The following is a 22,726-nucleotide window of genomic DNA, read 5'->3' as shown; positions in this document are numbered from 1 at the left end:
GGCCGCTCAGTCCGCGGCTGGCTCGCCCGGTCCTCGCGCGCCGCTCTCGGCGGCGTAGGTCCGCGTCACGTCGACGAGTTCCTTCCGGTAGGCCGACTCCGAGGGTTCGTCCGCGAGCGTCGAGAACTTCCGCCGGAAGTGTCCCAGGTCGACGCCCGGCGCACCGTCTGCGAGCGCCCCCGCGAGGTCGAAGATCCGGTGGTCGTCGGCGACGAGGTCGTGACGGTCGATCACCGCGAGCGCGAAGGCGGCGTTGACGACGGAGATGTCCGGGTCCGACACCGTGTCCGTCACCTCCGCGTCCGGGTACCACTCCTCGTCGCGTCGCTCGGCGAGGGCGGTCGCCAACTGCGACTCGAAGAACGTCACCAGCTTCTCCGCGGGGGCGACGGAGAGGGTGATGTCGTCGGCGTAGATGTCCTTCATGTGGTTGGCGATCTGGTAACAGTGGGTCACCTTCCGGCGCTCGACGGACTGCCCCGCCAGCGCGAGGAACAGCGCCTCGTCCGTCGACTGGGTGTGTGACGGGTGGTCGTTCTCGTACCGGACCATGTGCGCGAGTTCGTGTAACGCCAACTCGCGTGCCATCACGCTGGTCGCGGCCGCACGCGACATCTGCAACACGTGTCTGTCGTCGTAGTGAGCCGCCAGCGTCCGCTCGTCCGGGTCCTCCCGCACCTGGACCTCCACCGGTCGGTCGAGGTCCCACTCCGTCTCCAACAACGACGCCGCCCCGAGGAACGGCTCCGGGGAGACGGCTCCGTCTACTCGGATGTCCATGCGTACAGTTCACAAGGGCTCGTCCGGTTTCACTCTTGGGTCGCCGGCGACCGACGGACGGGGTCGGCTGTGGTCGACGGGCGGTGTCGGCCGTTCTGGGCGGCGGGGTCGGCCGGCCAGAGACGGTGTCGATCGCTCCGGGAGACGACGCAGTGGCGTGACAACGGGGCACACGCGAAGTCGCGGTAGGCCGTGCGAGGCGGCCACAGACGACCGCTTTCGACACCGGAAAGCACTACCCTTTTGACGGGGCGCCCAGTACCGAACCCCAATGGGTCGACGAAAGAAGATCGTACAGGAGTGCGAGACGCTGATGGACGAGCCGGAGCAGATCCGGAACATCGCCATCGCGGCACACGTGGATCACGGGAAGACGACACTGACAGACAACCTCCTCGCTGGGGCCGGGATGATCGCCGACGAGGGCGAGGCCACCAAGCTGATGATGGACACCGAGGAGGACGAACAGGAGCGTGGGATCACCATCGACGCGGCGAACGTGTCGATGACCCACGAGTACGAGGGTGAGAACAACCTCATCAACCTCATCGACACGCCGGGCCACGTCGACTTCGGCGGCGACGTGACGCGGGCGATGCGTGCCGTCGACGGTGCCCTAGTGGTCGTCGACGCCGTCGAGGGCGCGATGCCCCAGACGGAGACGGTGCTGCGACAGGCACTGCGCGAGGGTGTGAAGCCGGCGCTGTTCATCAACAAGGTCGACCGCCTCATCAACGAGCTCCAGGAGGGGCCCGAGGAGATGCAGCGGCGCCTCCAGGACGTCATCGCCGACGTGAACGAGCTCATCCGCGGGATGACCGAAGACGAGGACTACGACTGGACGGTCTCCGTCGAGGACGGGACGGTCGCGTTCGGCTCCGCGCTGTACAAGTGGGGCGTCTCGTTGCCCTCGATGGAGCGGACCGGGATCTCCTTCGGCGAGGTCATGGAACTGGAGCGCAACGACGAGCGGCTGGAACTCCACGAGCAGACGCCGCTGTCGGACGTGGTGCTGGACATGGTCGTCGAGCACTTCCCGGACCCGCTGGACGCCCAGCCCCGTCGTATCCCGCGGATCTGGCGCGGCGACGACACGCTCGACGTGGCAGAGAGCATGCGACAGGTCGACCGCGACGGCGACACGGTCCTGATGGTGACGGACATCGAGATGGACCCGCACGCCGGCGAGGTCGCGATCGGACGCGTGTTCTCCGGCAGTCTCGAGATGGGTGACGAGATGTACGTCTCGGGGACGGCCGGCAAGAGCCGGCTCCAGTCCGTCGGGATCTACATGGGTGGCGAACGCGAGGAACTCGACCGGGGTGTCCCGGCCGGGAACATCGCCGCCGTGACGGGCCTGGGCGACGCCATCGCGGGGTCGACGGTCTCCGACGTGGAGATGACGCCGTTCGAGTCGATCGAGCACATCTCCGAGCCGGTGATCACGAAGTCCGTCGAGGCGACGAACATGGACGACCTGCCGAAGCTCATCGAGACGCTCCAGCAGGTCGCCAAGGAGGACCCGACGATTCAAATCGAGATCAACGAGGACACCGGCGAACACCTGATCTCCGGGCAGGGTGAGCTCCACCTCGAGGTCATCACCCAGCGGATCCAGAAGAACCAGGGGATCCCGGTCAACACGGGCGAACCGATCGTCGTGTTCCGCGAGTCGCCGCAGGGTGAAAGCGAGGAGGTCGAGGGGATCTCGCCGAACCGTCACAACCGCTTCTACATCTCCATCGAGCAGCTCGGCGACGACGTCGTCGACACGATCGCGATGGGCGAGGCGACGATGGACATGCCGGAACTGGAACGCCGCGAGGCGCTCCAGGAGGCCGGGATGGACAAGGAGACCTCCCAGAACGTCGAGCACATCCACGGCAACAACGTGTTCGTCGACGACACGAAGGGGATCCAGCACCTCAACGAGACGATGGAACTCGTCATCGAGGGGCTGGAGGAGGCGCTCGACGACGGGCCGCTGGCCGCCGAGCCGGTCCAGGGGTCGCTGATCCGTCTCCACGACGCCCGGCTCCACGAGGACACGATCCACCGTGGTCCGGCGCAGGTGATCCCGGCCGTCCGCGAGGCCGTCCACCGTGCGCTGATCGACGCCGAGGTCATGCTGTTGGAGCCGATCCAGGACGTGCGGATCGACGTCGCCAACGAGTACATGGGCGACGCCTCCGGCGAGATCCAGGGTCGGCGTGGTCGCGTCGACGACATGTACCAGGAGGGTGACCTGATGGTGATCGAGGGGATCGCCCCGGTCGAGGAGATGATCGGGTTCTCCTCGGACATCCGCTCCGCGACGGAGGGGCGTGCCTCCTGGAACACGGAGAACGCCGGCTTCCGCGTGATGTCCGACACGCTCCAGCGCGACCAGATCATGGACATCCGCGAGCGCAAGGGGATGAAGTTGGAACTCCCCGAGAGTATCGACTACTTCTGAACGGCGACCCTCTTCGGTGCCGTTCGGTTCGGGTAGATTTTTGACACGTCGGGCAGGATCACCACCAGATGGCGAACCCGGGAACCCTCCCGATCACGCTGGTGACGATTCTGCTGTTAGTCGCCCCTGGCTACCTCGCGATTCGGCTCTTCCTCCGTGTCGCCGAGCGGAACGACACCCTGGACCGGACCGCGAAGATCGTGTGGAGTTCAGCGGCGAGCCTGGGATCGTTGTTCGTGTTGTACGTCTTCTCGCCAGTTCACTTCGGCTGGATGGCGGGAGTAGGAGAGACGTTGACGGATGGACTCGGTGTCGTCACCGGATCTGAACTGCTCGGTGTCTCACTGTCGACGGGCGTGTTGCTGTACCTCGGACACCTGTCCGTGTTGGCTCTCCTAGCCGCTCTGTTGGGTGTGGCGGACCGAAGACGGGGCGGTGACGACAGGGACAGGCGTGAACCGTGGCGGTACGCCTTCGACGAAGCGGGTGACGGCTGGATCGAGGTGTTTCTCGAGAACGGCCCTCATATCAGAGGCGATTCGATCCCTCTGCCTGGGACTCCTCACAGAAGGACCTGTACCTGAAGAACCCGAGGAGTCTGTCCGACGAAGATCCAGTCCCGCTCGGACAGAGTATGCTCGTCAAGTCCGAGTGGATCACCGGAGTCGTGTTCAGCGAAGACGACCCTAACCGGCCACAGATGGAACTGTCCGACGTGTCGGCAGACGATTTCCCGGAACTAGTACAAGCGCTCGAAGCGATCGACGCACTCGACGAGAGCTTGACCGAAGTGGACGACGGTCCACACTCGGAGGCACAAGACGACAGTGAGGGTTCTGAGGAGTCCAGAGACGCGCCTCGTGACGAGAACGAGGACAGGTGACGACGTTCACACGGTCTCTGCGAGATCGAGTCGACTCTCAGACGTGTAGTGTGGGTACGACTGATACACGTGTTGCAGGAGTCTATCGAGTGAACTGTCTCCCCACTCCGCTTTCACCCTCTCTGCAGACTCGAGCGTACTCTCCACGTCTTCGTCTCGGTCGTGAAGCAGTCGCTTCACAACTCTGACGCCCTTGTCGGTGAGAGAGTAAATGAGCATCTCGTTACCTCCCGGGACTCGCTTCTCACGTTCCTTGAGGAGCCCTCTCTGTTTCAGCGCCTCCACTGCCCCCGCGAGACTCGGGGAGAACGGTCCGTACTTGTCCGGTTCGAACTCGTGGAGATCCTCCGCGCCGTACTCCTCTTGTGCGAGGAAGGCGAGTTTCTGGAGTCTCGTCGCCCCACGAATCTCTCTCCGACCGTCGGCGTACAACAACGCGAGCGGGAGTAGTACGTCCGTCATCTGGTCACTCCACCCCGTCCGTCACGAACGAAACCGGGTCGGCTCCGAAGGTAAACCCTGTGGCTCGTGACACCCGCCGGGCAATCGTTTCCAGGGGTGGAAGACTTACCAGTGTGGAACACGCCCGGTGGAACATGCGCCAGTGTGGCACCCACCGACGGCGCGACGTGCGCGAACCGAACCGGACCGTCGAGTCGCGGACACTCGGGATCCGGGGATCGGGAGCGTGCGGTATCGGTGGGGGCGACACACTCGCTCCACGGCGGACACGGCGGGCGACGAGCGTCGTCGCGGCCGCGAGTGATCCGTGGAGGGAGTCGTATGCAGCCTGAGGACCGCCCGGAGCCCGAGAGCGTGGAGTCGATCTTGGACTCGCTGGCGTCGCTCACCCACGGCGAGGCCGTTCCGGCGGAGACGGACGACGCGCTAGACGCCGACGAGGCCGGATCGGACGCCGACGACGCCAGACGTGACACGACCGAGTCGGCGGCGACCGGCGAGCCAGCCGCGACCACCACGCCGCCCGCGCCGGACGTACAGACGGACGGCGGCGCGACGGAGTCGCGGGTCCACACCGTCGAACTCGAACTCCCCGACGAACCGGGACAGTTGTTGGCGGCGCTCCAACCCGTTGCCCGTCACGGCGGCAACCTGTTGTCCGTCGTCCACGAGCGTGGCGAGCGGACGCCGCGGGGGCGGATCCCGGTGTCGATCGATCTGGAGTGTCCGCCGCCGCAGTTCGACGCGATCTGTGACGGGCTCCGCGAGGCTGGCCTCACCGTCGTCAGCGCGGACGCGGAGGACTACGCCGACGAGGTGGTGGTCGTGCTCGTCGGGCACCTCGTCGACACCGGCCTCTCGGACACGCTCCGGGACCTCCGGGACCGCGCCGAGGTGACGGTGGCGAACGTGTCGCTGTCGGCGCCTGACGCCGACGCCCGCGAGGAGCCGTCGGCGGCACGTGTCCACCTCCGGACGCGGGAGGGGCGCGTGGAGCGTGCTCTGACGGCCGTCCGCGAGGTAGCCGACCGGAAGGGGCTCGACGTGATCGAGCCGCTGGGGGGTGTCTGACGTGCGCCTCGCAGTGCTCGGTGCCGGTGCGGTCGGCGGCAGCGTGGCCGAACTGGCCGCGGAGTACGGCCACGAGGTGGTCGCACTCGCGGACTCGTCGTCCGCGGTCGTCGCCGACCCGGCGTCCGCGACCGAGACGGGGACGGGCGTCGACACCACGGCGGCGCTGACGCGGAAGGCCGACGGGAGCGATCTCGGCCCGGCGGCGCCCGAGGACGCGCTGGCGGCCAACTACGACGTGCTCGTGGAGGCGACGCCGACGACGCTGGGCGACGCACAACCCGGGTTCGACCACGTCGCGACGGCACTGGACCGCGACCGGCACGTCGTGTTGGCGAACAAAGGTCCGGTCGCCGAGCGGTACGCGGAGGTCCGCGCTCGCGAAGCCGACTCCGCGGGCGAGGTGCTGTTCGAGGCGACCGTCGGCGGCGCGATCCCGATCCTCTCGACGGTCGCCGACCTGGGTGCGGACCGTGTCGACGCCGTCCGGGGCGTGTTGAACGGGACGGCGAACTTCGTCCTCTCGCGGATGGCCGCGGAGGGACTCGACTACGACCACGTACTCGCCGAGGCGCAGGACCTCGGCGTCGCCGAGGCCGACCCCTCCTTCGACGTGGAGGGGACGGACGCGGCACTGAAGTGTGTGATCCTCGCGAACCGCCTGGCGGAGGCCGACGCCGAGGGTGTCGACGACCTCGCCGAGCAGACGACGAGTCTCGACGAGGCGACCGTCGAGGGGATCGCGGGACTGCCGGGGAACGCCCTGGAACTGGCGGCCGAGGACGGCCAGACGGTCCGCCTGATCGGCGAGGCGACTCGTGACGCGGTCCGTGTCGGGCCGCGACTCGTCCCAGAACACGGCACGCTCGCCGTCTCGGGGACCCGCAACATCGTCGAGGTGGAGACCGACCACGCCGGTCGGCTGGCGATCTCCGGTCGTGGCGCCGGCGGCGACGCGACGGCGTCGGCCGTCCTCTCGGACGTGGGACGACTGCCGGAGCCGTCCCGGTAGTCGTCGGCGGCGTCGGTGAGTGGGTGTTCAGCGCGGGCAGGCGCCGTGTGGCGCCGACACACGGCAGCCGAACACACACGAAACCGCAAGACGGCGGACGGACGGCCTGTGTACCGTATCGAAATGGTTTTACCCGAATCGGCCGAAGGGGACTCTACAGAGCGCATTCGCGCGTGATCCACAAATGAGCGACAAACCACACCAGAACCTGGCCATCATCGGCCACGTCGACCACGGGAAGTCGACGCTCGTGGGTCGGCTCCTCTTCGAGACCGGGAGCGTCCCCGAGCACGTCATCGAGCAGCACCGCGAGGAAGCAGAGGAGAAGGGCAAGGGCGGCTTCGAGTTCGCCTACGTGATGGACAACCTCGCCGAGGAGCGCGAGCGCGGGGTCACCATCGACATCGCCCACCAGGAGTTCGACACCGACGAGTACTACTTCACCATCGTCGACTGTCCGGGCCACCGTGACTTCGTGAAGAACATGATCACGGGTGCCTCGCAGGCAGACAACGCGGTACTCGTCGTCGCGGCCGACGACGGTGTCGCCCCGCAGACACGCGAGCACGTGTTCCTCGCGCGGACGCTGGGCATCGGCGAACTCATCATCGGCGTCAACAAGATGGACCTCGTCGACTACGGCGAGACGGAGTTCAACACGGTCAAGTCCGAGGTCCAGGAGCTGTTGAAGCAGGTCCAGTTCGACACGGACGCGACGACGTTCATCCCGATCTCGGCGTTCGAGGGCGACAACGTCGCCGAGCAGTCGGACGAGCTGTCGTGGTTCGACGGGCCGACCCTGCTGGAGGCGCTGAACGACCTGCCGGAGTCGGAGCCGCCGACGGACGCGCCGCTGCGACTCCCGATCCAGGACGTGTACACGATCTCCGGGATCGGTACCGTGCCGGTCGGGCGTCTGGAGACGGGCGAGATGACGCCGGGCGACGACGTGTCGTTCCAGCCGTCGGACGTCGGTGGCGAGGTCAAGACGATCGAGATGCACCACGAGGAGGTCGACTACGCGGGCCCCGGCGACAACGTCGGGTTCAACGTCCGTGGCGTCGGCAAGGACGACATCCGGCGTGGTGACGTCTGTGGGCCGGCCGACGACCCGCCGTCGGTCGCCGAGACGTTCCAGGCTCGTGTCGTCGTGATGCAGCACCCGTCGGTGATCACCGAGGGGTACACGCCGGTCTTCCACGCCCACACGGCGCAGGTCGCGTGTACCATCGAGTCGCTCGACCAGAAGATCGACCCCGCCAGTGGCGAGATCGAAGAGGAGAATCCGGACTTCATCAAGTCCGGCGACGCCGCGGTCGTCACCGTGCGTCCCCAGAAGCCCCTCTCGATCGAGTCGTCCAGCGAGATTCCCGAACTGGGTAGCTTCGCCGTGCGCGACATGGGCCAGACCATCGCGGCCGGTCAGGTCGTCAGCGTCGACGAGCGATAGATGCCCGGACAACAGGCTCGCGTCAGGCTCGTCGGCACGTCGCCGACGGACCTCGACGAGATCTGTGGTGACGTGCGAGAGATCGCCGAGAAGACGGGTGTCGAGCTGTCGGGACCGATCCCGCTGCCGACGAAGACCCTGGAGATCCCGGCCCGGAAGTCCCCGGACGGCGAGGGGACGGCCACCTGGGAGCACTGGGAGATGCGGGTCCACAAGCGGCTGATCGACATCGACGCCGACGAACGCGCGCTGCGGCAGCTGATGCGGATTCAGGTGCCCAACGACGTGAACATCGAGATCGTCCTCGAGGACTGAGTCGACCCGGCGCGCGGACGCGCCGTTCTCTCCGTTTATCGACGGTCGCCAGCGGCGCCCGTGTCGTCGCTCGCTCGCCGCATCTCCGGCGAGTCACTGGACGAGAGGCGGCGTCACCGTGGGGAGAACTCACGGACGGCGGTCCGAAACGGAATCCTCAAGTGTGCCTCGGCCGTCCTCACGTGTGCGGGCTCGTAGATCAGGGGTAGATCGTCTCCTTCGCAAGGAGAAGGCCCCGGGTTCAAATCCCGGCGAGTCCACTACGAACCCTCCTTTGCAGTAGGGACTGACAGCGTACCTTTCACTGTCCGCTTTTATCGGTTATCGATAACTAGTGTCGATCAGTAGGTCGTGATCTCGACTCCGTCGATCGTCTCGAAGTCGGTGACGTTCCCCGTCAGTACCGGTTCGTCGAGTTGAATCGCCGTCGCGCCGATCACGGCGTCACCGAAGTCGAGTCCGGTTCGACCCGCGACGGTCCCGGCGCGACGAGCGATCAACTGATCCATCTCCACGACCGGGTGGCCACGGAGCGCATTCTCGACCTCGCGGGCTTCGTCCTCGTCGCCCGTCGCGCCGTAGCCGACGAACAACTCAACGATGGTCATCGTCGGAATCTTCAGCGCCTTCGCTCCGCCGACTAGTTCCTCCCCCGCCTCGAACGCCTCGCGGTTACCGCCGAGGAGGTCGAGCACGTAGGACGTGTCGACGATCACTCGTCGCCCCGTTCTCGGAGTTCCACGACACGCTCCCGGTTGGCCGTCTCCGCCTCCTCGATCGCCTCCCGGAGGTCCTCGGTTCCCTGCTCGCCACGTTCTCCGTACAGATCCAGCACACTGTCACCACCCAGGAGCCGCTCGACAGCCTCCGAGAACGACTCGTCGTCACGCTTCTCGGCCGCCAGTCGCTCGTACACGTCGTCGTCCAGCCGGATCGTCTTCGATTCCGTCGCCACGTGTCTACTGAACGCGTCACCCTACAAGAACGCTCGGCTGGACAGCGACCGAGCCACCGGGTGAGAGCCCGACCGCACGACCCGACTCACTCCCTCGAGCTTCGAACCTCCGACGTTCAAGTACCCTCGCTATCGAACCCGATAACCTGTCAGACTTCTTCAGAAAGCTACAGGTGTGAAGCGTCACCACGGGTCGACACCACCGCGCACGGGTGGGCGTCGCACGACGGGGGAGTTGCGTCCGCCGGGGGAACACCCGTCGCGGTGGTGGGAGACACCGTGGTCGACACCGACACCGACGCGACGTGGCTGCGCTACGGGGAGGCCGCGGAGCCGCTGGACGAGCCGGGACGGACGTTCGGGGTGCTCGACGACGGGGAGTCGTTGACGTACGGCACCTTCCCGACCGGGTTCGTCGGCCGGCCGGACGTGGACCTCCACGAGCAGGACGCGGGGCGGATTCTCGTCGGGGAGGTGGACGAGGACCTCTACCGGCGGTTCGGGGCGGCGTTCTCGGAACTCGATCCGGGCGACCTCGCGGCGGACGTGGCGAACACGACGCTGTTCACCCGCGACGAGGCGGCGGTGGTGATCCTGTGTGGGTGGTTCGACCTCCCGCGCGACCGGGCCGCGACCGCGCTGTCGTACACCGAGACCGAGGTGACGGACCTCGTCCGCTCCGCGCGACACCGTCGGCGGCGCGCGAGGGCGACCGCCGAGATCACCTTCGGGGTGGGGACGACGACGGACGAGGAGACCACAGAGGAGTGAGCTTCGTGGGTCCGTCCGCGACCGCATACCGGGTCGTTAAGAGCCACGCCCCCGGAGTACTCACCGAGATGAACCGGAGCGACGTGTGGGAGTCGAACGCGGGCGCGACCAGACCGACACATGCCGACTGACTGGACGGAGAAGTACCGCCCGTCGTCGCTGTCGGAACTCCGCGGGAACGACTCGGCGGTCGACGACGTGCGCGAGTGGGCTCAGACGTGGGACGACCACGGCGAGGCGGCCGTGTTGCACGGTTCGCCCGGCATCGGGAAGACCTCGGCGGCCCACGCGCTGGCGGCGGACATGGGGTGGGAGACGGTGGAGTTGAACGCCTCCGACCAGCGGACGGCCGACGACATCGAGCGGTACGCCGGCCGCGCGGCCGACAACGCCACGCTCGGCGGCGCCAGCGGGAGCGACGACTCCGGCGGGCGACAGCTCGTGATCGTCGACGAGGCGGACAACGTCCACGGCAACTACGACCGCGGTGGGTCCCGCGCCATCACCGACCTGGTGAAGACGGCGCGCCAGCCCGTGGTGTTGATCGCCAACGACTACTACGAGATGTCGCGCGGGCTCAGGAACAACACCCGCGAGATCGAGTTCCGCGACGTGTCCAAGCGGTCGATCGTCCCCGTGTTGCGGGACCTCTGTCGCAAGGAGGGGATCGAGTACGAGAGCGATGCGCTCGACCGGATCGCCGAACAGAACGACGGGGACCTCCGCGGTGCGGTCAACGACCTCCAGGCGGTCGCGGAGACGGCCGACCACCTCACGGTAGCGGACGTGGTGACCAGCGACCGCGACAAGACGGTGGACCTGTTCCCGTTCCTCGACACGGTGTTGAAGGAGGGCGAGGACCCCGCGGAGGTGTTGCGCACCTCCTACGACGTCGACGAGACGCCGGACGACCTCGCCGGCTGGATCGAGGAGAACCTCCCGAAGGTGTACGAGGGGGCGGAACTCGCACGGGCCTACGATCACCTCGCGAACGCGGACCGCTGGCTCGGGATCGTCCGTGCCACGCAGGACTACTCCTACTGGCGGTACGCGGGCGACAACGCCACCGCCGGTGTCGCCGCCGCACGCGACGGGACGAAAGGCGGGTGGACGCGGTGGAACCGCCCGACGTTCTACCACGGGAGTTCGAACACGGCCGACTACGTCGTCCGGCAGATCGCGCGCCACGAGGGGACGAGCATGGCGACCGCACGGCGAGAGGTGCTGCCGTTCCTGGCGGCGCTCACCCACCACTGCAAGCCGCGCGAACCGACGGTGCAGATGGCCGCCGCCTACGACTTCGAGGAGGAACACGTCTCCTTCGTCACGGGCTCTGGCGAGACGACGAACAAGGTCCAGTCCATCGTCGAAGACGCCGCCGAACGCCGGTCGGAACTCGTCGAGGAGCACGCGGGCGGCGCCTTCGCGGGCCAGGCGGACGCGTCCGCCGTCGACGACGGGACGGGCGACGACGCCACGGGTGGCGACGAGACGAGCGGCGACGCGACTGGTGACGACGACGGCTCGATGTCGCTGGCCGAACTCGGTGGCGGCGACGACTCCGAGACGGCGAGTACCGAGACGGGTGAGGACCGCGGGACTGGTGGCTCGGACGCGGAGGCGGGCGAGGGAGACGCCGCCGACGACGCCGAAGAGGACGAGGATCAGTCGGGCCTGACGGACTTCGTGTAGTCACCCGCTCGCGTAGCCGGTGACCTCCTCGGCGTCGAGCGCCCAGAGGTCGACACGCCCGCGCGGGTCGGCCCCGCGGAACAGACTCGGGTACCAGCCGTTGTCCTCGATGGCGTCCGTGGCGTCGTCCCACTCCGTCTCGTCGTCCACCCGTCGCAGTGGCCCGCGGACGACGACACTGTGCCAGTCGTCGCGGCCGTCGGTCTCGTACAGCGTCAGCGTCGCGCGCTCGGTCTCCGCGGCGAACTCCGCCTTCCTGCTCGGCTCGTGGTAGCCGACGAAGACGAAGTAACACCGCTGGCCGTCGTAGCCGAACGAGACGGGGACGGCGTACGACTCCCCCTGGCGTGCCAGCGACAACACACCCGTCCCGTGCTCGCGCAACGCGGCGTCCACGGCCGCGTCGTCCATCTCGTTGGAGACCAGTGCGTCCACGTCCGCTGGAGTGTCGGACATGTGGTGTGTGTACGCTCGCCAGTGTGAAGTAACCACCTCGTGCCCGGAGCCGTCGTCTACCGCCACCCGACCACCTAACGGGCTCGGTCACGTGACGGCGAGTATGCGCGCAGCCGTCCTCCGCGAGTACGGGGAGCCACTGGAGATCACCGAGGTGGACGCACCGGAGCCGGCACCACACGGGGCGGTCGTCGCCGTCGAGGCGTGTGGCATCTGCCGGTCGGACTGGCACGCCTGGCAGGGCCACGGCGAGTGGGCCGACGATCAGGTGCCGACGGACTACGTGCTCGGCCACGAGCCGGCGGGCGAGGTGGTCGCGGTCGGCGACCGGGTGACGGACGTGACCGTCGGGGACCGCGTCGCGGTGCCGTTCGACTTGGGGTGTGGCGGCTGTCTGGAGTGTACGAACGGCCACGGCAACACCTGTCTCGACGGCACCGCACTGGGGTTCGAACGCGACGCACCGGGTGCGTTCGCCGAGGCGGTCCACGTCCCGCACGCCGACTACAACGCACTCCCGTTGCCGGAGGGTGTCGCCGCGCGCGACGTGGCGGCACTCGGCTGTCGGTTCACGACGGCGTACCACGCACTCGCACACCGCGCCGACGTGGCGCCCGGCGACTGGGTGGCGGTCCACGGCTGTGGTGGCGTCGGCCTCTCGGCGGTCCACGTCGCGGACGCCCTCGGAGCGCGACCAATCGCGGTCGACGTCGACGAGGCCGCGCTCGACCGCGCACGGGAGGCGGGTGCGGCGGAGACGGTCGACGCGACGGCGACGGACCCACCCGAGGCCATCCGTTCGCTCGCGGCCGACCGCGGCGGCGAGGGTGCACACGTCTCCGTCGACGCGCTCGGGCGTGCCGAGACGTGTCGGAACTCCGTGGCGTGTCTCCGCCAGCGCGGGACACACGTCCAGGTCGGGCTGACGACGGACGCCGAGCGTGGCGAGGTGTCGCTGCCCGTCGACGCGGTGACGCGGTGGGAGATCGAGTTCCTCGGCTCGCGCGGGATGCCACAGACGCGGTACGACGAACTGCTCGGGCTGCTCGACGCCGGGCAGATCGACCCGGGGTCGCTCGTCGGTCGGACGGTGTCGCTCGACGAGGTCCCCGACCGCCTCGCGGCGATGTCCGAGTACGAGACGGACGGCGTGGAGGTGTTGACGTTCGAGTGACACCCGCCCACGCCAGTCGGCGCCCAGCGAGGTGACGACGTGACCGAACGTGACACGGAGTCCAGGCACGACGGCGAGACGGATCGGGTTCGGGAGATGGTCCAGAACTACGAGGCGCTCGCGACGACCGACACGCGGGCGACGGCGCTCGCCTGTCTCGCGGCCGGAATCGACGCTGCTCGGCCGGAGCGAGCGATCCGAACGGCACTCTCCGTCGAGGGAGCGAACCTCCGCGTGTCCGGTCTCGTCGCGGGAGCGGGTGCGGCGGGACGCGACGACGACTCTGCGGTCACCCTCGACCTCGCGGCGTACGATCACCTCCTCGTCGTCGGCGGCGGGAAGGCTGCCGCGGGGCTCGTCCGTGGTCTCGACGCGGTGCTGACCGGCGCCGACCACGAGATCGACGGCGGCACGGTGCTCGTCCCGCCGTCGGCCGCCGGTGCCGTGGGGTCCGTCTCGTTGCGAGCGGGTGGTCACCCGACGCCGACCGCCGCGGGCGTAGCGGGGACACGCGAGGCGCTCGCGACACTCGACGCGGCCGACGACCGGACGCTCGTGTTCGCGCCGATCACCGGTGGTGGGAGTGCGCTGCTGGCCGCGCCACGCGAAGGACTCTCGTTGACCGCAGTCAAGTCGGTGACGGAGCAGTTGCTCGCCGCTGGCGCACCGATAGCCGACGTGAACACTGTCCGGACGCAACTCTCGGCGGTGAAAGGTGGCCGTCTCGCCGCCCGCGCGGCACCGGCGACCGTCCTGGGGCTGGTCGTCAGCGACGTGGTGGGCGACGACCCGGCGGTGATCGCCAGCGGGCCGACGGTACCGACCGACACGACGCCCGCGGACGCGCTCGCCGTCCTCGACCGCCACGCGGTGGACGCACCGGCGGTACGACGGTTCCTCTCCGAGCGGAGTGAGTCAGACGCGGACACCCACACCGACACCGGCGACGGCGCGGCTTCGTCCCACGACGCATCCCCGGGCGAGTCGGTCCCGACGACGACCGCGACGGTCGTGATCGCGGACGCCGGGCGCGCGCTCGCCGGTGCACGCGAGGCCGCACGACGCCGCGGCTACGACGCTCGGGTACTCGGCCGCCGCGTCACGGGCGAGGCACGGGTCGCGGGTCGGAGAGCGGGCGCACTCGCCGCGACGGTCGCAGACCGTGCCTCGGCGCCGGTCGTGTTACTCGCCGGCGGCGAGACGACCGTGACGGTGACCGGCGACGGCACTGGCGGCCCGAACTGCGAGTACGCACTCGCGGCGGCCGCCGAACTCGCCCGCCGCGACACGGACGACCGGTTCGCGGATCGCGTCGCGGTCGCCGCCGTCGACACGGACGGCCGCGACGGGTCGACGGACGCCGCCGGTGCCGTCGTCGACGCGACGACCGTCGACACGGGGATCGCCGAGCGAGCACTCGCGCGCAACGACTCGCTCCCGGTACTGGAGCGCACGAACGCCGCCATCGCCACCGGTCCGACCGGGACGAACGTCAACGACCTCCGCGTGATCGTCGTCGAGTGACGTCGTGACGCGCCCCGGCGCGTCTGCACGCGGCTCTGGTCGCAGACGGGACAGTGCCGTTGTTTCCCGGACGACTGTGCCGCCGCTCCTCGGCCGACACGTCGAGAGAAATGCCACAGGCCGCAGCCGAGTGCCGACCGCGACGGCGAGTCCGTTACTCGTCGTCCTCGTCGTCGGCCTCGTCTTCGGCCGCCTGCTCCGCGCGCTCGGTCAGTTCGACCGACCCGCCAGCCTGCTCGATCTCGGCGCGCGCGCTCGCCGTGAACGCGTCCGCCGTGACGTGCAGTTCCTGGCGTGCGTGCCCGTTGCCGAGCACCTTCACCACGTCGACCTCGTGGCCGTCCTCGGCCACGTCGCGTGCGTCGAGGTGGTAGGCGCCGTCCGTCTCCTCGGCGAGCCCGTCGGCCGCCAGCAGGGCGGCGTCCTCGTCGAGTTCCTGGACGGTCACCTCGACCACCGTGTCCTGGGTCTTCTCCGGCGGCGTGAAGCCGTGCTTCCCCAGCGGTGGGTGGTTGTGGTACTCGTGTTTGTCGCGACCGGCGGCACCGCGTCCACCGCGGTGGCCGGCGCCGCGGTTGTGCTTGTGCGAGCCGCCGCCGTGCGTGCGCGTCCCGCGCTGGCGCTTCTTCTTGTTCGTCATTATCGCATCGCCTCCAGGAGCGCGTCGATCTCCTCGGTCGTGTGGCGACCGAGTTCGCCGCCGTCCGTGGCGGGTCGCTTCACGCCGTCGTGGCCGCCACGCGGCGCGTGGAGCCGCAGGACCGGCGCGAGCGCCGTCTCCTGCAGCGTCGTCTCCTCGTCGACGAGTGCCGCGGCGAGCGCGTCCACGTCGTCGTAGTCCGTCTCCGCGGCGACCCACTCGTCGTCGACGTCTGCGTCACCCTCGGCGGGCTCGCCGCGCCGACGCAGCAGGGTCGCCACCGTCTCGACGGACGGCTCGCCGAAGGCCACGTAGTCGTTGACCTTCGTGATCATCCCCTCGTAGGTGTCACGCTCGGGGACGAACGTCGCGTGGTTGACCGCGTGGAGGTTGAGCATCGACAGGGTGTCGGCGATGTCCTCGGACATGTCGACCTCCCCGCGGAGTTGGACGACCGCCTGCATCACTCACTCACCCCCTCTCGGGCCTCGCGCTGGACGCGTCGCGCGCGGTCCGGCGTGCGAGCCTGGGAGGCGTTCGTCAGTGCGTTGAACGTCGCCTTCGCGAGGTTCACCGTCGTCCGCGTGTTCCCGTTCGAGGAAGTCCACGCGTCTTCGATGCCGGCCAGCGAGAGGATGTTGCGGACCGTCTCCGCGCCCGCGAGGCCGAGCCCCTGCGGGGCCGGCTTGATCTCCACCTCGACGGAGCCGGCCTTCCCCTCGGCCGTCCGGGTGAGCGAGTTGCGCCCACCGGCGGAGTCCTCCCAGGAGCCGGAGCCGCGGTCCACCGAGATGACGTGGAGCTTCGCCACGTCGATCGCCTTCTCGATGGCACCGCCGACCTGGTCGTCCCGGGCCTCGGCGTAGCCGAGGTAGCCGTCGCGGTTGCCGACCGCCACGGCGACGCGGAACTTCACACGTCGCCCGGAGTCGGTCATCCGCTGGACCATGTTGATGTCCAAGACCTCGTCGTCCATGTTCGGCAGCAGCTGGTCGACGATCTGCGGCTCCTTCAGCGGGAGCCCGGTCGCCAGCGCCTCGTCCATGGAGGTCACGTCGCCCGCCTGTACCTGTCGGCCGAGCCGCGTGCGCGGCGTCCAGCCGTCGTCGTTGGCGCTCATGTTACTCGAACTCCTCCGTCAGTGTCTCCCGGAGCTCGTCGAAGTGCTCCGGCAGTTCCGTGGCGTCGAACGCCCCACTGTACAGGTCGCCGTCGACCTGCTCGGCGTACTCGGCGATGTGCTCGCCGCGGTTGCGCGGCCACTCCGCGAGTACGTCCTCGTTGTGGGGGATCTCCAGCCCCGCGTCGATCGCTCCTTCCTGTACCGCGAACGCCTTGTTGCCCGGGGTCGCCGTGTTGAGTCCGATGTCCAACACGGCCGCCTCGAGCCCGGCGTCGACGGCCCGCAGTCCGGCGAGGTACCCCGTCAGGTACGCGCTCGGCAGGTTCCCGGTGGGAGCCTCCCAGCCGTACTCCGCGAGGTCCTCGCTGGACGCGGCTGCGTGTGTCTCGTCGCCGTCCGGACCGGGGGTGACCAGCTGCGCCCTGACGTGCTTGTTCGAGACCCGCGCGACCAGGCGCGGCTTCCCGGATTTCAGCAGGCGCAACCTCTGGTGGTAGTCGGTCCGGACCTCGCGCCGACGCCGCATCGGCACGTTGTATCGTGGTCCAGTTGCCATTGTCAGTCGTCCTCCAGTGTCACGTCGTAGTTCGCCTCGACGTACGACTCCAGGCGGCGAACGTCCTCGAACTCGCCACCCGACGCCTTGTCGTACAGTTCCCGGTACTGCGACCGGTCGAGGGGGCCGTCGTCGCGCAGTTCTCGCAGGCGCCGTCGTTGTGCGCGGATCCGCTGGACCCAGTCGTCCTTCTCGTTCTGTCGCCCACCGGCCTTCCCCTTCCGGGTGCCGGCGCCGGTGCGGTGCCCGTACGAGCGGGTCTCCGCTCGGTCGCGGGCACGGCCACGGGAGTTGTTCTGGGTGTCCGCCGCGCGGATGTTCCCCTGCTCGATCTGCTCGCGGATGTCCTCGCGGGTGATCGCGTCCGCGAGCTCCGACTGTGCCTCCGGGTCCAGCCAGACGCGGTCCTCGCCGACGTCCAACTCGTCTGCGGCGAGTCGCTTCTGTGCGCTCAGATCAGTCATCGCTCACCTCCACTTCCTCGTAGGTCGGGTTGAGCACGCGGATCGCTCGCTCCTCGCACTCGTCTTCGATCAGTTCGCGCTTGCGACCGCCGACCGTCGACGCGATCCGGACGGCCTCCGTGTCGGGGTCGACCCCCTCGAGGTCGTCCGTGTTGTGGACGTACACCTCCTCGAAGCCGCTCGGGTGGAGATCGCGCGACGCCGTCGGCGACCGGAACCCGGCCTCGACGGTGTCGCCTTTGCCCTTGATGCCGATCCGCTGTTTCGACAGCGTCCCACGGGGACGCCGCCACGAGGTCGACACGCGCTTCTTCTTGTGGTGGTCCTGCCGGTTGAACTGCGGCGTGTTCTCGCGGTGCTTCTGTGCGAGTGCACGCGCCGTCTCGTCGTCCAACTCCGGCGTCTTGTCGGCGTGCCCGCGGGCGCGGAGTTCCGTCTCCACGTCCTCGGTCTCCTCGTCCGTCTCGACGTCCTCGTCGGTGTCGTCTTCGATCTCGGCCTCGGTCTCCTCGTCGACCTCGAGCCCACCGACGTCCGCCTTGATGCGGGCGGCCAGTGCGTTGCCGACGCCGTCGACCTCCGCCAACTCCGACTGGGCGGCGGCCTTCACGTCCTCGACGGTCTCGTAGCCGGCCTCGCGGAGCGCGTCCGCCTTCGACGAGCCGACACCGGAGATGTCCTCCAGCGTCTCGATCTCGTCGCTCATCTAGGCACCACCTCGCGGCTTCTGGGTGATGTAGACGCCGTCTTGGAACACCCGCTGGTCTTTGTCCGTGACGCGGGTGAGCTGTTCGATGTTCGCGGCCGTCTGGCCGACGTCCTCCTTGGACGGACCCGTGAGGGTGATCTCCTCGCCGTCGATCTCGACGGTCGTGTCGCCCAGCACGTCCGCGGTGCGGGGTGCGCGCTCGCCGAGGAAGTTCTCGATGACGACCTCCTCGCCGTCCGCGTCCACGTCCATCGGGAAGTGTGCGTAGAAGACCTCCATCTCGTAGGTCCAGCCCTCGGTCACGCCGTGGAACATGTTCTCCACGTGACTCTGGAACGTGCCGACGGTCGCCTCCGTCTGTCGGTCGGCGTCGTCCGGTCGCTCGATCACGACCGCGCCGTCCGCGACGCTGACGGACACGTCGGGGTACCAGAGCTGTCGCGTGACGGAGCCCTCGGGCCCCTCGACGGTCAGGTCGAGGTGGTCGACCTCGGCCGTCACGTCCTCCGGAATGTCGATTGTCGTTCGTGTCATGTCTGTGTCTCAGTAGACGTACGCGAGTATCTGGCCACCGACGCCCGCCTCGCGGGCCTCGTAGTGGCTCATGACGCCTTGTGACGTGGTGACGATGAGCGCGCCGTAGTCTCGAGCCGGGAGGTACCGCTTCTCCCACTTCTCGAAGTCGTCTGCGCCCACCGAGTACCGCGGTTTCACCACGCCGCACTCGTTGATCGCGCCCTTCAGTTCGACCTCGAACTTCCCGGCCTTGCCGTCCTCGACGTACTCGAAGCCGTCGACGTAGCCGCGGTCGTACAGCACCTCCAGGACGGAGCCGATGGTGTTCGAGGCGGGCTCTGCCGTGTACGCTAGGTTACCGACGCCCTCGGCGTTGTCGAGGCCTGCCAGCGCGTCGGCGAGTGGATCGTTGCCTGCCATTGTTATCGGTACTTGCGGAAGCCCATCGAGCGAGCCACCTCGCGGAAGCACTGTCGGCAGAGGTTGATGTCGTACTTCCCGACCAACCCCTGCTTGCGGTCACACCGCCGGCACGCGACGTTGTCGTCGGTGCGCTTGGTGGCCTGCTCGCCCGTCGGCGTCTCCGTCAGGTCGTCTGTCTCTGTCTCGCTGTCGCTCATCCGTCGACCTCCACGTCGAACTCCTGTTCGAGGTACGCCACCGCGTCGTCGACGTTCATCCGGTGGTTGTTCGGGATCGACCGGGTCTCCTTGTCGCGCTGCGACACCCGGTAGCCCGGGCGCGTCAGCGTGACCGTCACGTCCAGCCCGTAGATCCCGATCGTCGGGTCGTACTCCTGGCTCGGGAACTCCGTGTGTTCCTCGACCCCGAAGCTGACGTTGCCGACGTCGTCGAACTGCGAGCGCGAGAGGTTTGCCAGCGGCAGCGCCGTCTCCAGGAACGACGTGGCGTCGTCCCCGCGCAGCGTCACCTTCGCGCCGATCGGGTCACCCTCGCGGATGTCGAACTCCCCGATCGACCGTTCCGCCTGCGTCCGGACGGACTGCTGGCCGGTGACGTCCTCGAGGATCTCCTCGGCGTCCGCGAGTTCGCGGCCGCCGCGGCCGACGCCCATGTGGACGACGACCTTCTCCACGCTCGGCTCCCGCATCGGGTGGAAGCCGGCGTCGTCTGCCTCGCTCATTCGCCGTCACCTCCGTCGGTGAAGTTCTCGTCGATCACGACGACGTACTCTTCGACCGTCTCGAAGCCGTCCTCGTCTTGGGCGACGGCGACGCCGTTGTCGCCGGAGCCGGGCGTGACGCGGATCTCCTCGATCTCGCCGATCTCGCCGGCGTGTGCGCCGTCGACGGCCGTCACCAGCGCACCCTCCTCGTACGGGAAGTGCGCGACGATCTCCTTCGTCTCGTTGTCGATCACCAGCGAGTCGTTCCCGCCGTACCCGCCGTCGGTCACCAGCGTGGTGCCGTCGTGGAGCGTGTACTGGAACTCGCCGTCGCCGACCTGCCGCTTGCCGACGACCTTCCCGAGTCGGGAGGCCGCGGCGTCCGCGTCGATGGGGGTCAGCGACAGCCGCCCACCCTCCGACGGGAACACGCGGTAGTACTCGTCTCGCTCGGTGAACGCCAGGATGTCGAACATCCCGACCGGGCGGTCCTCGGAGACGTTGGCGTCCCCGTTGACCAGCACCGACCCGCCGTCCAGCGCGTAACGCGCCTCCTTCCGGGAGTCGACGTACCCCAACACGTCCCGCAGGACGATCAGCAGGGGCACACCGCTCTCGCCGTGCGGTCCGGCGTCGGCCTTCACCGTGAACGTCTCTTCCTTCCGTTCGACCGGCCACGAGTCGGGGGCCGAGAGTCGCTTCTGGTGTTTCGTCATCTTACGCAGCCTCCTCGTCGGACTCCAGACGCGCCTCGCGGCGGTCGTCCTCCAAGTCGAGCTCCGTGACGCGGAGGTTCGACGCGTCCAGGGGACGCGGCGTCTCCTCGCCGTCGGCGCTCTCGACGGTCACGTCCTCGACGGTGACCGTCGTCGCTCGGAGGTCGACGTCGAGCACCTCGCCCTCCTCGCCGGCGAAGTCCCCGCGCATCACCTCGACGGTGTCGCCCGCGTTGACGCGGACGTTGCGCTGGCCGTACTCCTCGCGGAGTTCCTCGGACAGCGTCGCGCGGACCTGTCGCTGGCGCTCGTGGAGGGGCGCCTCGCGCGTCTGGGTCCGTTGTTTGTGTGGTTGCTCTGTCATACGATCTGTGTCGCGGTGCTCGCGATACTCCCGAAGCGTTCGGCGACCTCGCGTGCGATGGGCCCCTTGATTTCGGTCCCACGCGGCTCTTCCACGTCGTCGATGACGACCGCGGCGTTGTCCGCGAACTTCACGCGAGTCCCGTCTGGGCGACGGATCGGTTTCCGCTGCCGGACGATCACCGCCTCCAGCACCTGGCGGCGCATCTCCGGGGTCCCCTTGGTGACCGAGACGGTCACCTTGTCGCCCACGCCCGCTTTGGGGTGTCTGTTCTTGGTGCCGCCGTACCCCGAGACACTGATGACCTTCAGCTCACGCGCACCGGTGTTGTCGGCACACGTGATCAGCGAGCCCTTCTCGAGCCCCTGCGTCACGTCGGCCTTCAGCGCTTGCATCAGTCCTCACCTCCGACCGTCTCGACGACGACGTGTGACTTCGTCTTCGAGAGGGGTCGTGTCTCGGCGATCCGCACCTCGTCACCCTCCTCGACGTCGAGGCAGGGTGGGTGGTGTGCGGACACGCGGCTCCGTCGCTTCATGTAGCGGTCGTACTTCGGGACGTACACGTCGTACTCCCGCTCGACCACTACGGTCTTCGTCATGTCTGTGGAGGCGACCGTCCCCTCCAGCGTCTGTCCGCGGACACTCAGCGTGCCGTGGAACGGACAGTTCTGGTCCGAACACGTCGTCTCCGGGTCTGTTACGTTCAGTCCGATTGCCATATCGAATCACCTGCACGTTCCGTGCGGAAGGCGGGTCGTGAGAGCAGTCGTTCCCCATCCACCGTAACGTAGACCACGTCCTCGCCGCCGCCGGACTGCCCGGCTGGCCGGGTCGCCCCCGTGCCGGGAGTTTCCCACGGCAGTTCGAACGTGGACCCCGACCCCTCGCGGTGGTCGGCGGCTTCATCTGTGGCACCGCTCGCCGGCGGGACGTGCGCCCAACCGACCGCGGTCTTCGACGGGTCCGCCGGGAGCGCGAACTCGAACGTCGCGTCGCCCTTCGGCACCCGGCGGTCGACGACCGACCCGGTCACACCGACCCCGGACGCCCCCTGCGTCGGACACGCGCCGTCCGACGCGGTCGCAGAGTCCGTCGCGGCCGCTCGTCGGGTGTCCGCGCCGCCGTGCCGCCCGGCACGACCGCTCGGCCCGCGGACGAGCAGCGTCCGCTCGGACTCGCTCGCGACACGGCCCACGATCCCGACGGCGTCGGGGTTGGGCGCGGCGGCCACCCTGACCGGGAGGCCGACGAGTTCGTGTCGCGTGAGCGTCTCGGGTGTCGGTGTCATCGGTCTACTCGTCGTCGTCCAAGTCGCCTTCCTCGCGCTGGATCGTCTTGATCCGCGCGATCGTCGTCTTCAACTCGCCGTACCGCCCCGGGTTCTCCGGGGCACCACCCGCCGCCTGCACTGCCTTCGCGTTGAGCAGTTCCGTCTCGAGTTCCTCGAGCTCGGACTGTCGCTCGGCGGGCGTCATGTCGCGGATCTCGGCCGTGTGAAGGATCGCCATCT

At 68.5% G+C, this 22,726-nt stretch carries 32 protein-coding genes and 1 tRNA gene; 12 read left to right on the top strand and 21 right to left on the bottom strand.

The window, feature by feature from the left end; all coding sequences use genetic code 11:
- Positions 1-6: 6 nt before the first annotated feature.
- Positions 7-780, bottom strand: a complete 774-nt coding sequence (locus tag RYH80_RS04585) for a DUF5781 family protein (RefSeq protein WP_370902678.1) — start codon at positions 778-780, stop codon at positions 7-9.
- Positions 781-1,051: 271 nt separating this feature from the next.
- Here RYH80_RS04585 and RYH80_RS04580 point away from each other — a divergent pair, with 271 nt between their 5' ends.
- From RYH80_RS04580 to RYH80_RS04570, 3 genes are all read left to right on the top strand, one after another.
- Positions 1,052-3,235, top strand: a complete 2,184-nt coding sequence (locus tag RYH80_RS04580) for an elongation factor EF-2 (protein ID WP_370902677.1) — start codon at positions 1,052-1,054, stop codon at positions 3,233-3,235.
- Positions 3,236-3,303: 68 nt separating this feature from the next.
- On the top strand, positions 3,304-3,819 hold the full coding sequence (locus RYH80_RS04575) for a DUF6338 family protein (RefSeq protein ID WP_370902675.1): 516 nt from the start codon (positions 3,304-3,306) through the stop codon (positions 3,817-3,819).
- A gap of 50 nt (positions 3,820-3,869) precedes the next feature.
- Positions 3,870-4,118: a hypothetical protein gene (locus tag RYH80_RS04570; RefSeq protein ID WP_370902674.1), complete on the top strand. Its 249-nt coding sequence runs from the start codon at positions 3,870-3,872 to the stop codon at positions 4,116-4,118.
- Between the two features lie 6 nt (positions 4,119-4,124).
- Here the strand turns inward: RYH80_RS04570 and RYH80_RS04565 are convergent, their stop codons facing one another.
- The gene (locus RYH80_RS04565) at positions 4,125-4,580 is read right to left on the bottom strand and encodes a PadR family transcriptional regulator (RefSeq protein WP_370902673.1); all 456 of its coding nucleotides are present in this window, start codon (positions 4,578-4,580) and stop codon (positions 4,125-4,127) included.
- A 321-nt stretch (positions 4,581-4,901) separates the two neighbouring features.
- Here RYH80_RS04565 and RYH80_RS04560 point away from each other — a divergent pair, with 321 nt between their 5' ends.
- The 5 genes from RYH80_RS04560 to RYH80_RS04540 all read left to right on the top strand — a co-directional run bounded on the left by RYH80_RS04560 (position 4,902) and on the right by RYH80_RS04540 (position 8,688).
- Entirely contained in the window at positions 4,902-5,651 is a 750-nt protein-coding gene (locus RYH80_RS04560; RefSeq protein WP_370902672.1) for an amino acid-binding protein, read from the top strand.
- 1 nt (position 5,652) lies between these two features.
- A complete protein-coding gene (locus tag RYH80_RS04555) occupies positions 5,653-6,663 on the top strand; it encodes a homoserine dehydrogenase (RefSeq protein ID WP_370902671.1) in 1,011 nt (336 codons plus the stop codon).
- Positions 6,664-6,847: 184 nt separating this feature from the next.
- Positions 6,848-8,113, top strand: a complete 1,266-nt coding sequence (gene tuf, locus RYH80_RS04550; protein ID WP_370902670.1) for a translation elongation factor EF-1 subunit alpha — start codon at positions 6,848-6,850, stop codon at positions 8,111-8,113.
- Positions 8,114-8,428 (top strand): 30S ribosomal protein S10, encoded by a 315-nt coding sequence (gene rpsJ, locus RYH80_RS04545; protein ID WP_370902669.1) that lies wholly within the window; start codon positions 8,114-8,116, stop codon positions 8,426-8,428.
- A 188-nt stretch (positions 8,429-8,616) separates the two neighbouring features.
- Positions 8,617-8,688: transfer RNA gene (locus RYH80_RS04540), tRNA-Ala, on the top strand.
- A gap of 81 nt (positions 8,689-8,769) precedes the next feature.
- Here the strand turns inward: RYH80_RS04540 and RYH80_RS04535 are convergent.
- Positions 8,770-9,144 carry a PIN domain-containing protein gene (locus tag RYH80_RS04535; protein WP_370902668.1) on the bottom strand — a complete coding sequence of 125 codons (375 nt, stop codon included), beginning with the start codon at positions 9,142-9,144 and terminating at the stop codon, positions 8,770-8,772.
- A complete protein-coding gene (locus RYH80_RS04530) occupies positions 9,141-9,383 on the bottom strand; it encodes an antitoxin VapB family protein (protein ID WP_370902667.1) in 243 nt (80 codons plus the stop codon). Before RYH80_RS04530 ends, RYH80_RS04535 begins: the two co-directional genes overlap by 4 nt.
- Positions 9,384-9,647: 264 nt before the next feature.
- Here RYH80_RS04530 and RYH80_RS04525 point away from each other — a divergent pair, with 264 nt between their 5' ends.
- Both RYH80_RS04525 and RYH80_RS04520 read left to right on the top strand, forming a co-directional pair.
- On the top strand, positions 9,648-10,154 hold the full coding sequence (locus RYH80_RS04525) for a hypothetical protein (protein WP_370902666.1): 507 nt from the start codon (positions 9,648-9,650) through the stop codon (positions 10,152-10,154).
- A gap of 120 nt (positions 10,155-10,274) precedes the next feature.
- On the top strand, positions 10,275-11,846 hold the full coding sequence (locus tag RYH80_RS04520; protein WP_370902665.1) for a replication factor C large subunit: 1,572 nt from the start codon (positions 10,275-10,277) through the stop codon (positions 11,844-11,846).
- Here the strand turns inward: RYH80_RS04520 and RYH80_RS04515 are convergent, their stop codons facing one another.
- Complete coding sequence (locus tag RYH80_RS04515) at positions 11,847-12,302, bottom strand: pyridoxamine 5'-phosphate oxidase family protein (RefSeq protein WP_370902664.1); 456 nt, start codon at positions 12,300-12,302, stop codon at positions 11,847-11,849.
- Between the two features lie 103 nt (positions 12,303-12,405).
- Between RYH80_RS04515 and RYH80_RS04510 the strand changes: the two genes are divergently transcribed.
- Together RYH80_RS04510 and RYH80_RS04505 are read left to right on the top strand one after the other, a co-directional pair.
- The gene (locus tag RYH80_RS04510; RefSeq protein WP_370902663.1) at positions 12,406-13,476 is read left to right on the top strand and encodes a zinc-dependent alcohol dehydrogenase family protein; all 1,071 of its coding nucleotides are present in this window, start codon (positions 12,406-12,408) and stop codon (positions 13,474-13,476) included.
- A gap of 39 nt (positions 13,477-13,515) precedes the next feature.
- On the top strand, positions 13,516-15,000 hold the full coding sequence (locus RYH80_RS04505) for a glycerate kinase type-2 family protein (protein ID WP_370902662.1): 1,485 nt from the start codon (positions 13,516-13,518) through the stop codon (positions 14,998-15,000).
- 154 nt (positions 15,001-15,154) lie between these two features.
- On the opposite strand, the gene RYH80_RS04500 is transcribed toward RYH80_RS04505, so the two are convergent.
- From RYH80_RS04500 to rpmC, 16 genes are read right to left on the bottom strand one after another with little or no spacing between them, the layout of a single operon-like run.
- Complete coding sequence (locus RYH80_RS04500) at positions 15,155-15,640, bottom strand: uL15m family ribosomal protein (protein WP_370902661.1); 486 nt, start codon at positions 15,638-15,640, stop codon at positions 15,155-15,157.
- Entirely contained in the window at positions 15,640-16,104 is a 465-nt protein-coding gene (gene rpmD / locus RYH80_RS04495; RefSeq protein ID WP_370902660.1) for a 50S ribosomal protein L30, read from the bottom strand. The genes RYH80_RS04500 and rpmD overlap by 1 nt, the downstream gene beginning before the upstream one ends.
- Positions 16,104-16,760: a 30S ribosomal protein S5 gene (locus RYH80_RS04490; protein WP_370902659.1), complete on the bottom strand. Its 657-nt coding sequence runs from the start codon at positions 16,758-16,760 to the stop codon at positions 16,104-16,106. Before RYH80_RS04490 ends, rpmD begins: the two co-directional genes overlap by 1 nt.
- Position 16,761: 1 nt before the next feature.
- Positions 16,762-17,319, bottom strand: a complete 558-nt coding sequence (locus tag RYH80_RS04485; protein WP_370902658.1) for a 50S ribosomal protein L18 — start codon at positions 17,317-17,319, stop codon at positions 16,762-16,764.
- A gap of 2 nt (positions 17,320-17,321) precedes the next feature.
- The gene (locus tag RYH80_RS04480) at positions 17,322-17,783 is read right to left on the bottom strand and encodes a 50S ribosomal protein L19e (RefSeq protein ID WP_370902657.1); all 462 of its coding nucleotides are present in this window, start codon (positions 17,781-17,783) and stop codon (positions 17,322-17,324) included.
- On the bottom strand, positions 17,776-18,489 hold the full coding sequence (locus RYH80_RS04475) for a 50S ribosomal protein L32e (protein ID WP_370902656.1): 714 nt from the start codon (positions 18,487-18,489) through the stop codon (positions 17,776-17,778). The genes RYH80_RS04480 and RYH80_RS04475 overlap by 8 nt, the downstream gene beginning before the upstream one ends.
- Positions 18,490-19,026 carry a 50S ribosomal protein L6 gene (locus RYH80_RS04470; protein ID WP_370902655.1) on the bottom strand — a complete coding sequence of 179 codons (537 nt, stop codon included), beginning with the start codon at positions 19,024-19,026 and terminating at the stop codon, positions 18,490-18,492.
- Positions 19,027-19,035: 9 nt separating this feature from the next.
- Entirely contained in the window at positions 19,036-19,428 is a 393-nt protein-coding gene (locus RYH80_RS04465) for a 30S ribosomal protein S8 (protein ID WP_370902654.1), read from the bottom strand.
- Positions 19,429-19,430: 2 nt separating this feature from the next.
- Positions 19,431-19,628, bottom strand: coding sequence for a 30S ribosomal protein S14 (locus RYH80_RS04460; RefSeq protein ID WP_370902653.1), 198 nt, complete (start codon positions 19,626-19,628; stop codon positions 19,431-19,433).
- Positions 19,625-20,152, bottom strand: a complete 528-nt coding sequence (locus tag RYH80_RS04455; RefSeq protein WP_370902652.1) for a 50S ribosomal protein L5 — start codon at positions 20,150-20,152, stop codon at positions 19,625-19,627. The genes RYH80_RS04460 and RYH80_RS04455 overlap by 4 nt, the downstream gene beginning before the upstream one ends.
- Positions 20,149-20,850, bottom strand: coding sequence for a 30S ribosomal protein S4e (locus tag RYH80_RS04450; protein WP_370902651.1), 702 nt, complete (start codon positions 20,848-20,850; stop codon positions 20,149-20,151). The genes RYH80_RS04455 and RYH80_RS04450 overlap by 4 nt, the downstream gene beginning before the upstream one ends.
- 1 nt (position 20,851) lies before the next feature.
- Positions 20,852-21,214 (bottom strand): 50S ribosomal protein L24, encoded by a 363-nt coding sequence (gene rplX / locus RYH80_RS04445; RefSeq protein WP_370902650.1) that lies wholly within the window; start codon positions 21,212-21,214, stop codon positions 20,852-20,854.
- Positions 21,211-21,609, bottom strand: a complete 399-nt coding sequence (locus tag RYH80_RS04440; RefSeq protein ID WP_370902649.1) for a 50S ribosomal protein L14 — start codon at positions 21,607-21,609, stop codon at positions 21,211-21,213. Before RYH80_RS04440 ends, rplX begins: the two co-directional genes overlap by 4 nt.
- The gene (locus RYH80_RS04435; protein WP_370902648.1) at positions 21,609-21,935 is read right to left on the bottom strand and encodes a 30S ribosomal protein S17; all 327 of its coding nucleotides are present in this window, start codon (positions 21,933-21,935) and stop codon (positions 21,609-21,611) included. The genes RYH80_RS04440 and RYH80_RS04435 overlap by 1 nt, the downstream gene beginning before the upstream one ends.
- Positions 21,920-22,504, bottom strand: coding sequence for a ribonuclease P protein component 1 (locus tag RYH80_RS04430; protein ID WP_370902647.1), 585 nt, complete (start codon positions 22,502-22,504; stop codon positions 21,920-21,922). The genes RYH80_RS04435 and RYH80_RS04430 overlap by 16 nt, the downstream gene beginning before the upstream one ends.
- 4 nt (positions 22,505-22,508) lie before the next feature.
- Positions 22,509-22,724 (bottom strand): 50S ribosomal protein L29, encoded by a 216-nt coding sequence (gene rpmC / locus RYH80_RS04425; protein WP_370902646.1) that lies wholly within the window; start codon positions 22,722-22,724, stop codon positions 22,509-22,511.
- Positions 22,725-22,726 lie beyond the last annotated feature (2 nt).

Origin of the sequence: Halobaculum sp. MBLA0147, assembly GCF_041361345.1 — an archaeon.
Taxonomy (GTDB): Archaea; Halobacteriota; Halobacteria; order Halobacteriales; family Haloferacaceae; genus JAHENP01.
The sequence above is the reverse complement of the archived record's forward strand: the minus strand, read 5'-3'. Positions and strand labels throughout refer to the sequence as shown.

What these genes read in the sequence shown, in the direction of transcription:
- RYH80_RS04585 (WP_370902678.1), bottom strand. Translation starts at nt 780, where the DNA reads ATGGACATCCGAGTAGACGGAGCCGTCTCCCCGGAGCCGTTCCTCGGG.
- RYH80_RS04580 (WP_370902677.1), top strand. Translation starts at nt 1,052, where the DNA reads ATGGGTCGACGAAAGAAGATCGTACAGGAGTGCGAGACGCTGATGGAC.
- RYH80_RS04575 (WP_370902675.1), top strand. Translation starts at nt 3,304, where the DNA reads ATGGCGAACCCGGGAACCCTCCCGATCACGCTGGTGACGATTCTGCTG.
- RYH80_RS04570 (WP_370902674.1), top strand. Translation starts at nt 3,870, where the DNA reads ATGCTCGTCAAGTCCGAGTGGATCACCGGAGTCGTGTTCAGCGAAGAC.
- RYH80_RS04565 (WP_370902673.1), bottom strand. Translation starts at nt 4,580, where the DNA reads ATGACGGACGTACTACTCCCGCTCGCGTTGTTGTACGCCGACGGTCGG.
- RYH80_RS04560 (WP_370902672.1), top strand. Translation starts at nt 4,902, where the DNA reads ATGCAGCCTGAGGACCGCCCGGAGCCCGAGAGCGTGGAGTCGATCTTG.
- tuf (WP_370902670.1), top strand. Translation starts at nt 6,848, where the DNA reads ATGAGCGACAAACCACACCAGAACCTGGCCATCATCGGCCACGTCGAC.
- rpsJ (WP_370902669.1), top strand. Translation starts at nt 8,114, where the DNA reads ATGCCCGGACAACAGGCTCGCGTCAGGCTCGTCGGCACGTCGCCGACG.
- RYH80_RS04520 (WP_370902665.1), top strand. Translation starts at nt 10,275, where the DNA reads ATGCCGACTGACTGGACGGAGAAGTACCGCCCGTCGTCGCTGTCGGAA.
- RYH80_RS04515 (WP_370902664.1), bottom strand. Translation starts at nt 12,302, where the DNA reads ATGTCCGACACTCCAGCGGACGTGGACGCACTGGTCTCCAACGAGATG.
- RYH80_RS04510 (WP_370902663.1), top strand. Translation starts at nt 12,406, where the DNA reads ATGCGCGCAGCCGTCCTCCGCGAGTACGGGGAGCCACTGGAGATCACC.
- RYH80_RS04500 (WP_370902661.1), bottom strand. Translation starts at nt 15,640, where the DNA reads ATGACGAACAAGAAGAAGCGCCAGCGCGGGACGCGCACGCACGGCGGC.
- rpmD (WP_370902660.1), bottom strand. Translation starts at nt 16,104, where the DNA reads ATGCAGGCGGTCGTCCAACTCCGCGGGGAGGTCGACATGTCCGAGGAC.
- RYH80_RS04490 (WP_370902659.1), bottom strand. Translation starts at nt 16,760, where the DNA reads ATGAGCGCCAACGACGACGGCTGGACGCCGCGCACGCGGCTCGGCCGA.
- RYH80_RS04485 (WP_370902658.1), bottom strand. Translation starts at nt 17,319, where the DNA reads ATGGCAACTGGACCACGATACAACGTGCCGATGCGGCGTCGGCGCGAG.
- RYH80_RS04480 (WP_370902657.1), bottom strand. Translation starts at nt 17,783, where the DNA reads ATGACTGATCTGAGCGCACAGAAGCGACTCGCCGCAGACGAGTTGGAC.
- RYH80_RS04475 (WP_370902656.1), bottom strand. Translation starts at nt 18,489, where the DNA reads ATGAGCGACGAGATCGAGACGCTGGAGGACATCTCCGGTGTCGGCTCG.
- RYH80_RS04470 (WP_370902655.1), bottom strand. Translation starts at nt 19,026, where the DNA reads ATGACACGAACGACAATCGACATTCCGGAGGACGTGACGGCCGAGGTC.
- RYH80_RS04465 (WP_370902654.1), bottom strand. Translation starts at nt 19,428, where the DNA reads ATGGCAGGCAACGATCCACTCGCCGACGCGCTGGCAGGCCTCGACAAC.
- RYH80_RS04460 (WP_370902653.1), bottom strand. Translation starts at nt 19,628, where the DNA reads ATGAGCGACAGCGAGACAGAGACAGACGACCTGACGGAGACGCCGACG.
- RYH80_RS04455 (WP_370902652.1), bottom strand. Translation starts at nt 20,152, where the DNA reads ATGAGCGAGGCAGACGACGCCGGCTTCCACCCGATGCGGGAGCCGAGC.
- RYH80_RS04450 (WP_370902651.1), bottom strand. Translation starts at nt 20,850, where the DNA reads ATGACGAAACACCAGAAGCGACTCTCGGCCCCCGACTCGTGGCCGGTC.
- rplX (WP_370902650.1), bottom strand. Translation starts at nt 21,214, where the DNA reads ATGACAGAGCAACCACACAAACAACGGACCCAGACGCGCGAGGCGCCC.
- RYH80_RS04440 (WP_370902649.1), bottom strand. Translation starts at nt 21,609, where the DNA reads ATGCAAGCGCTGAAGGCCGACGTGACGCAGGGGCTCGAGAAGGGCTCG.
- RYH80_RS04435 (WP_370902648.1), bottom strand. Translation starts at nt 21,935, where the DNA reads ATGGCAATCGGACTGAACGTAACAGACCCGGAGACGACGTGTTCGGAC.
- RYH80_RS04430 (WP_370902647.1), bottom strand. Translation starts at nt 22,504, where the DNA reads ATGACACCGACACCCGAGACGCTCACGCGACACGAACTCGTCGGCCTC.
- rpmC (WP_370902646.1), bottom strand. Translation starts at nt 22,724, where the DNA reads ATGGCGATCCTTCACACGGCCGAGATCCGCGACATGACGCCCGCCGAG.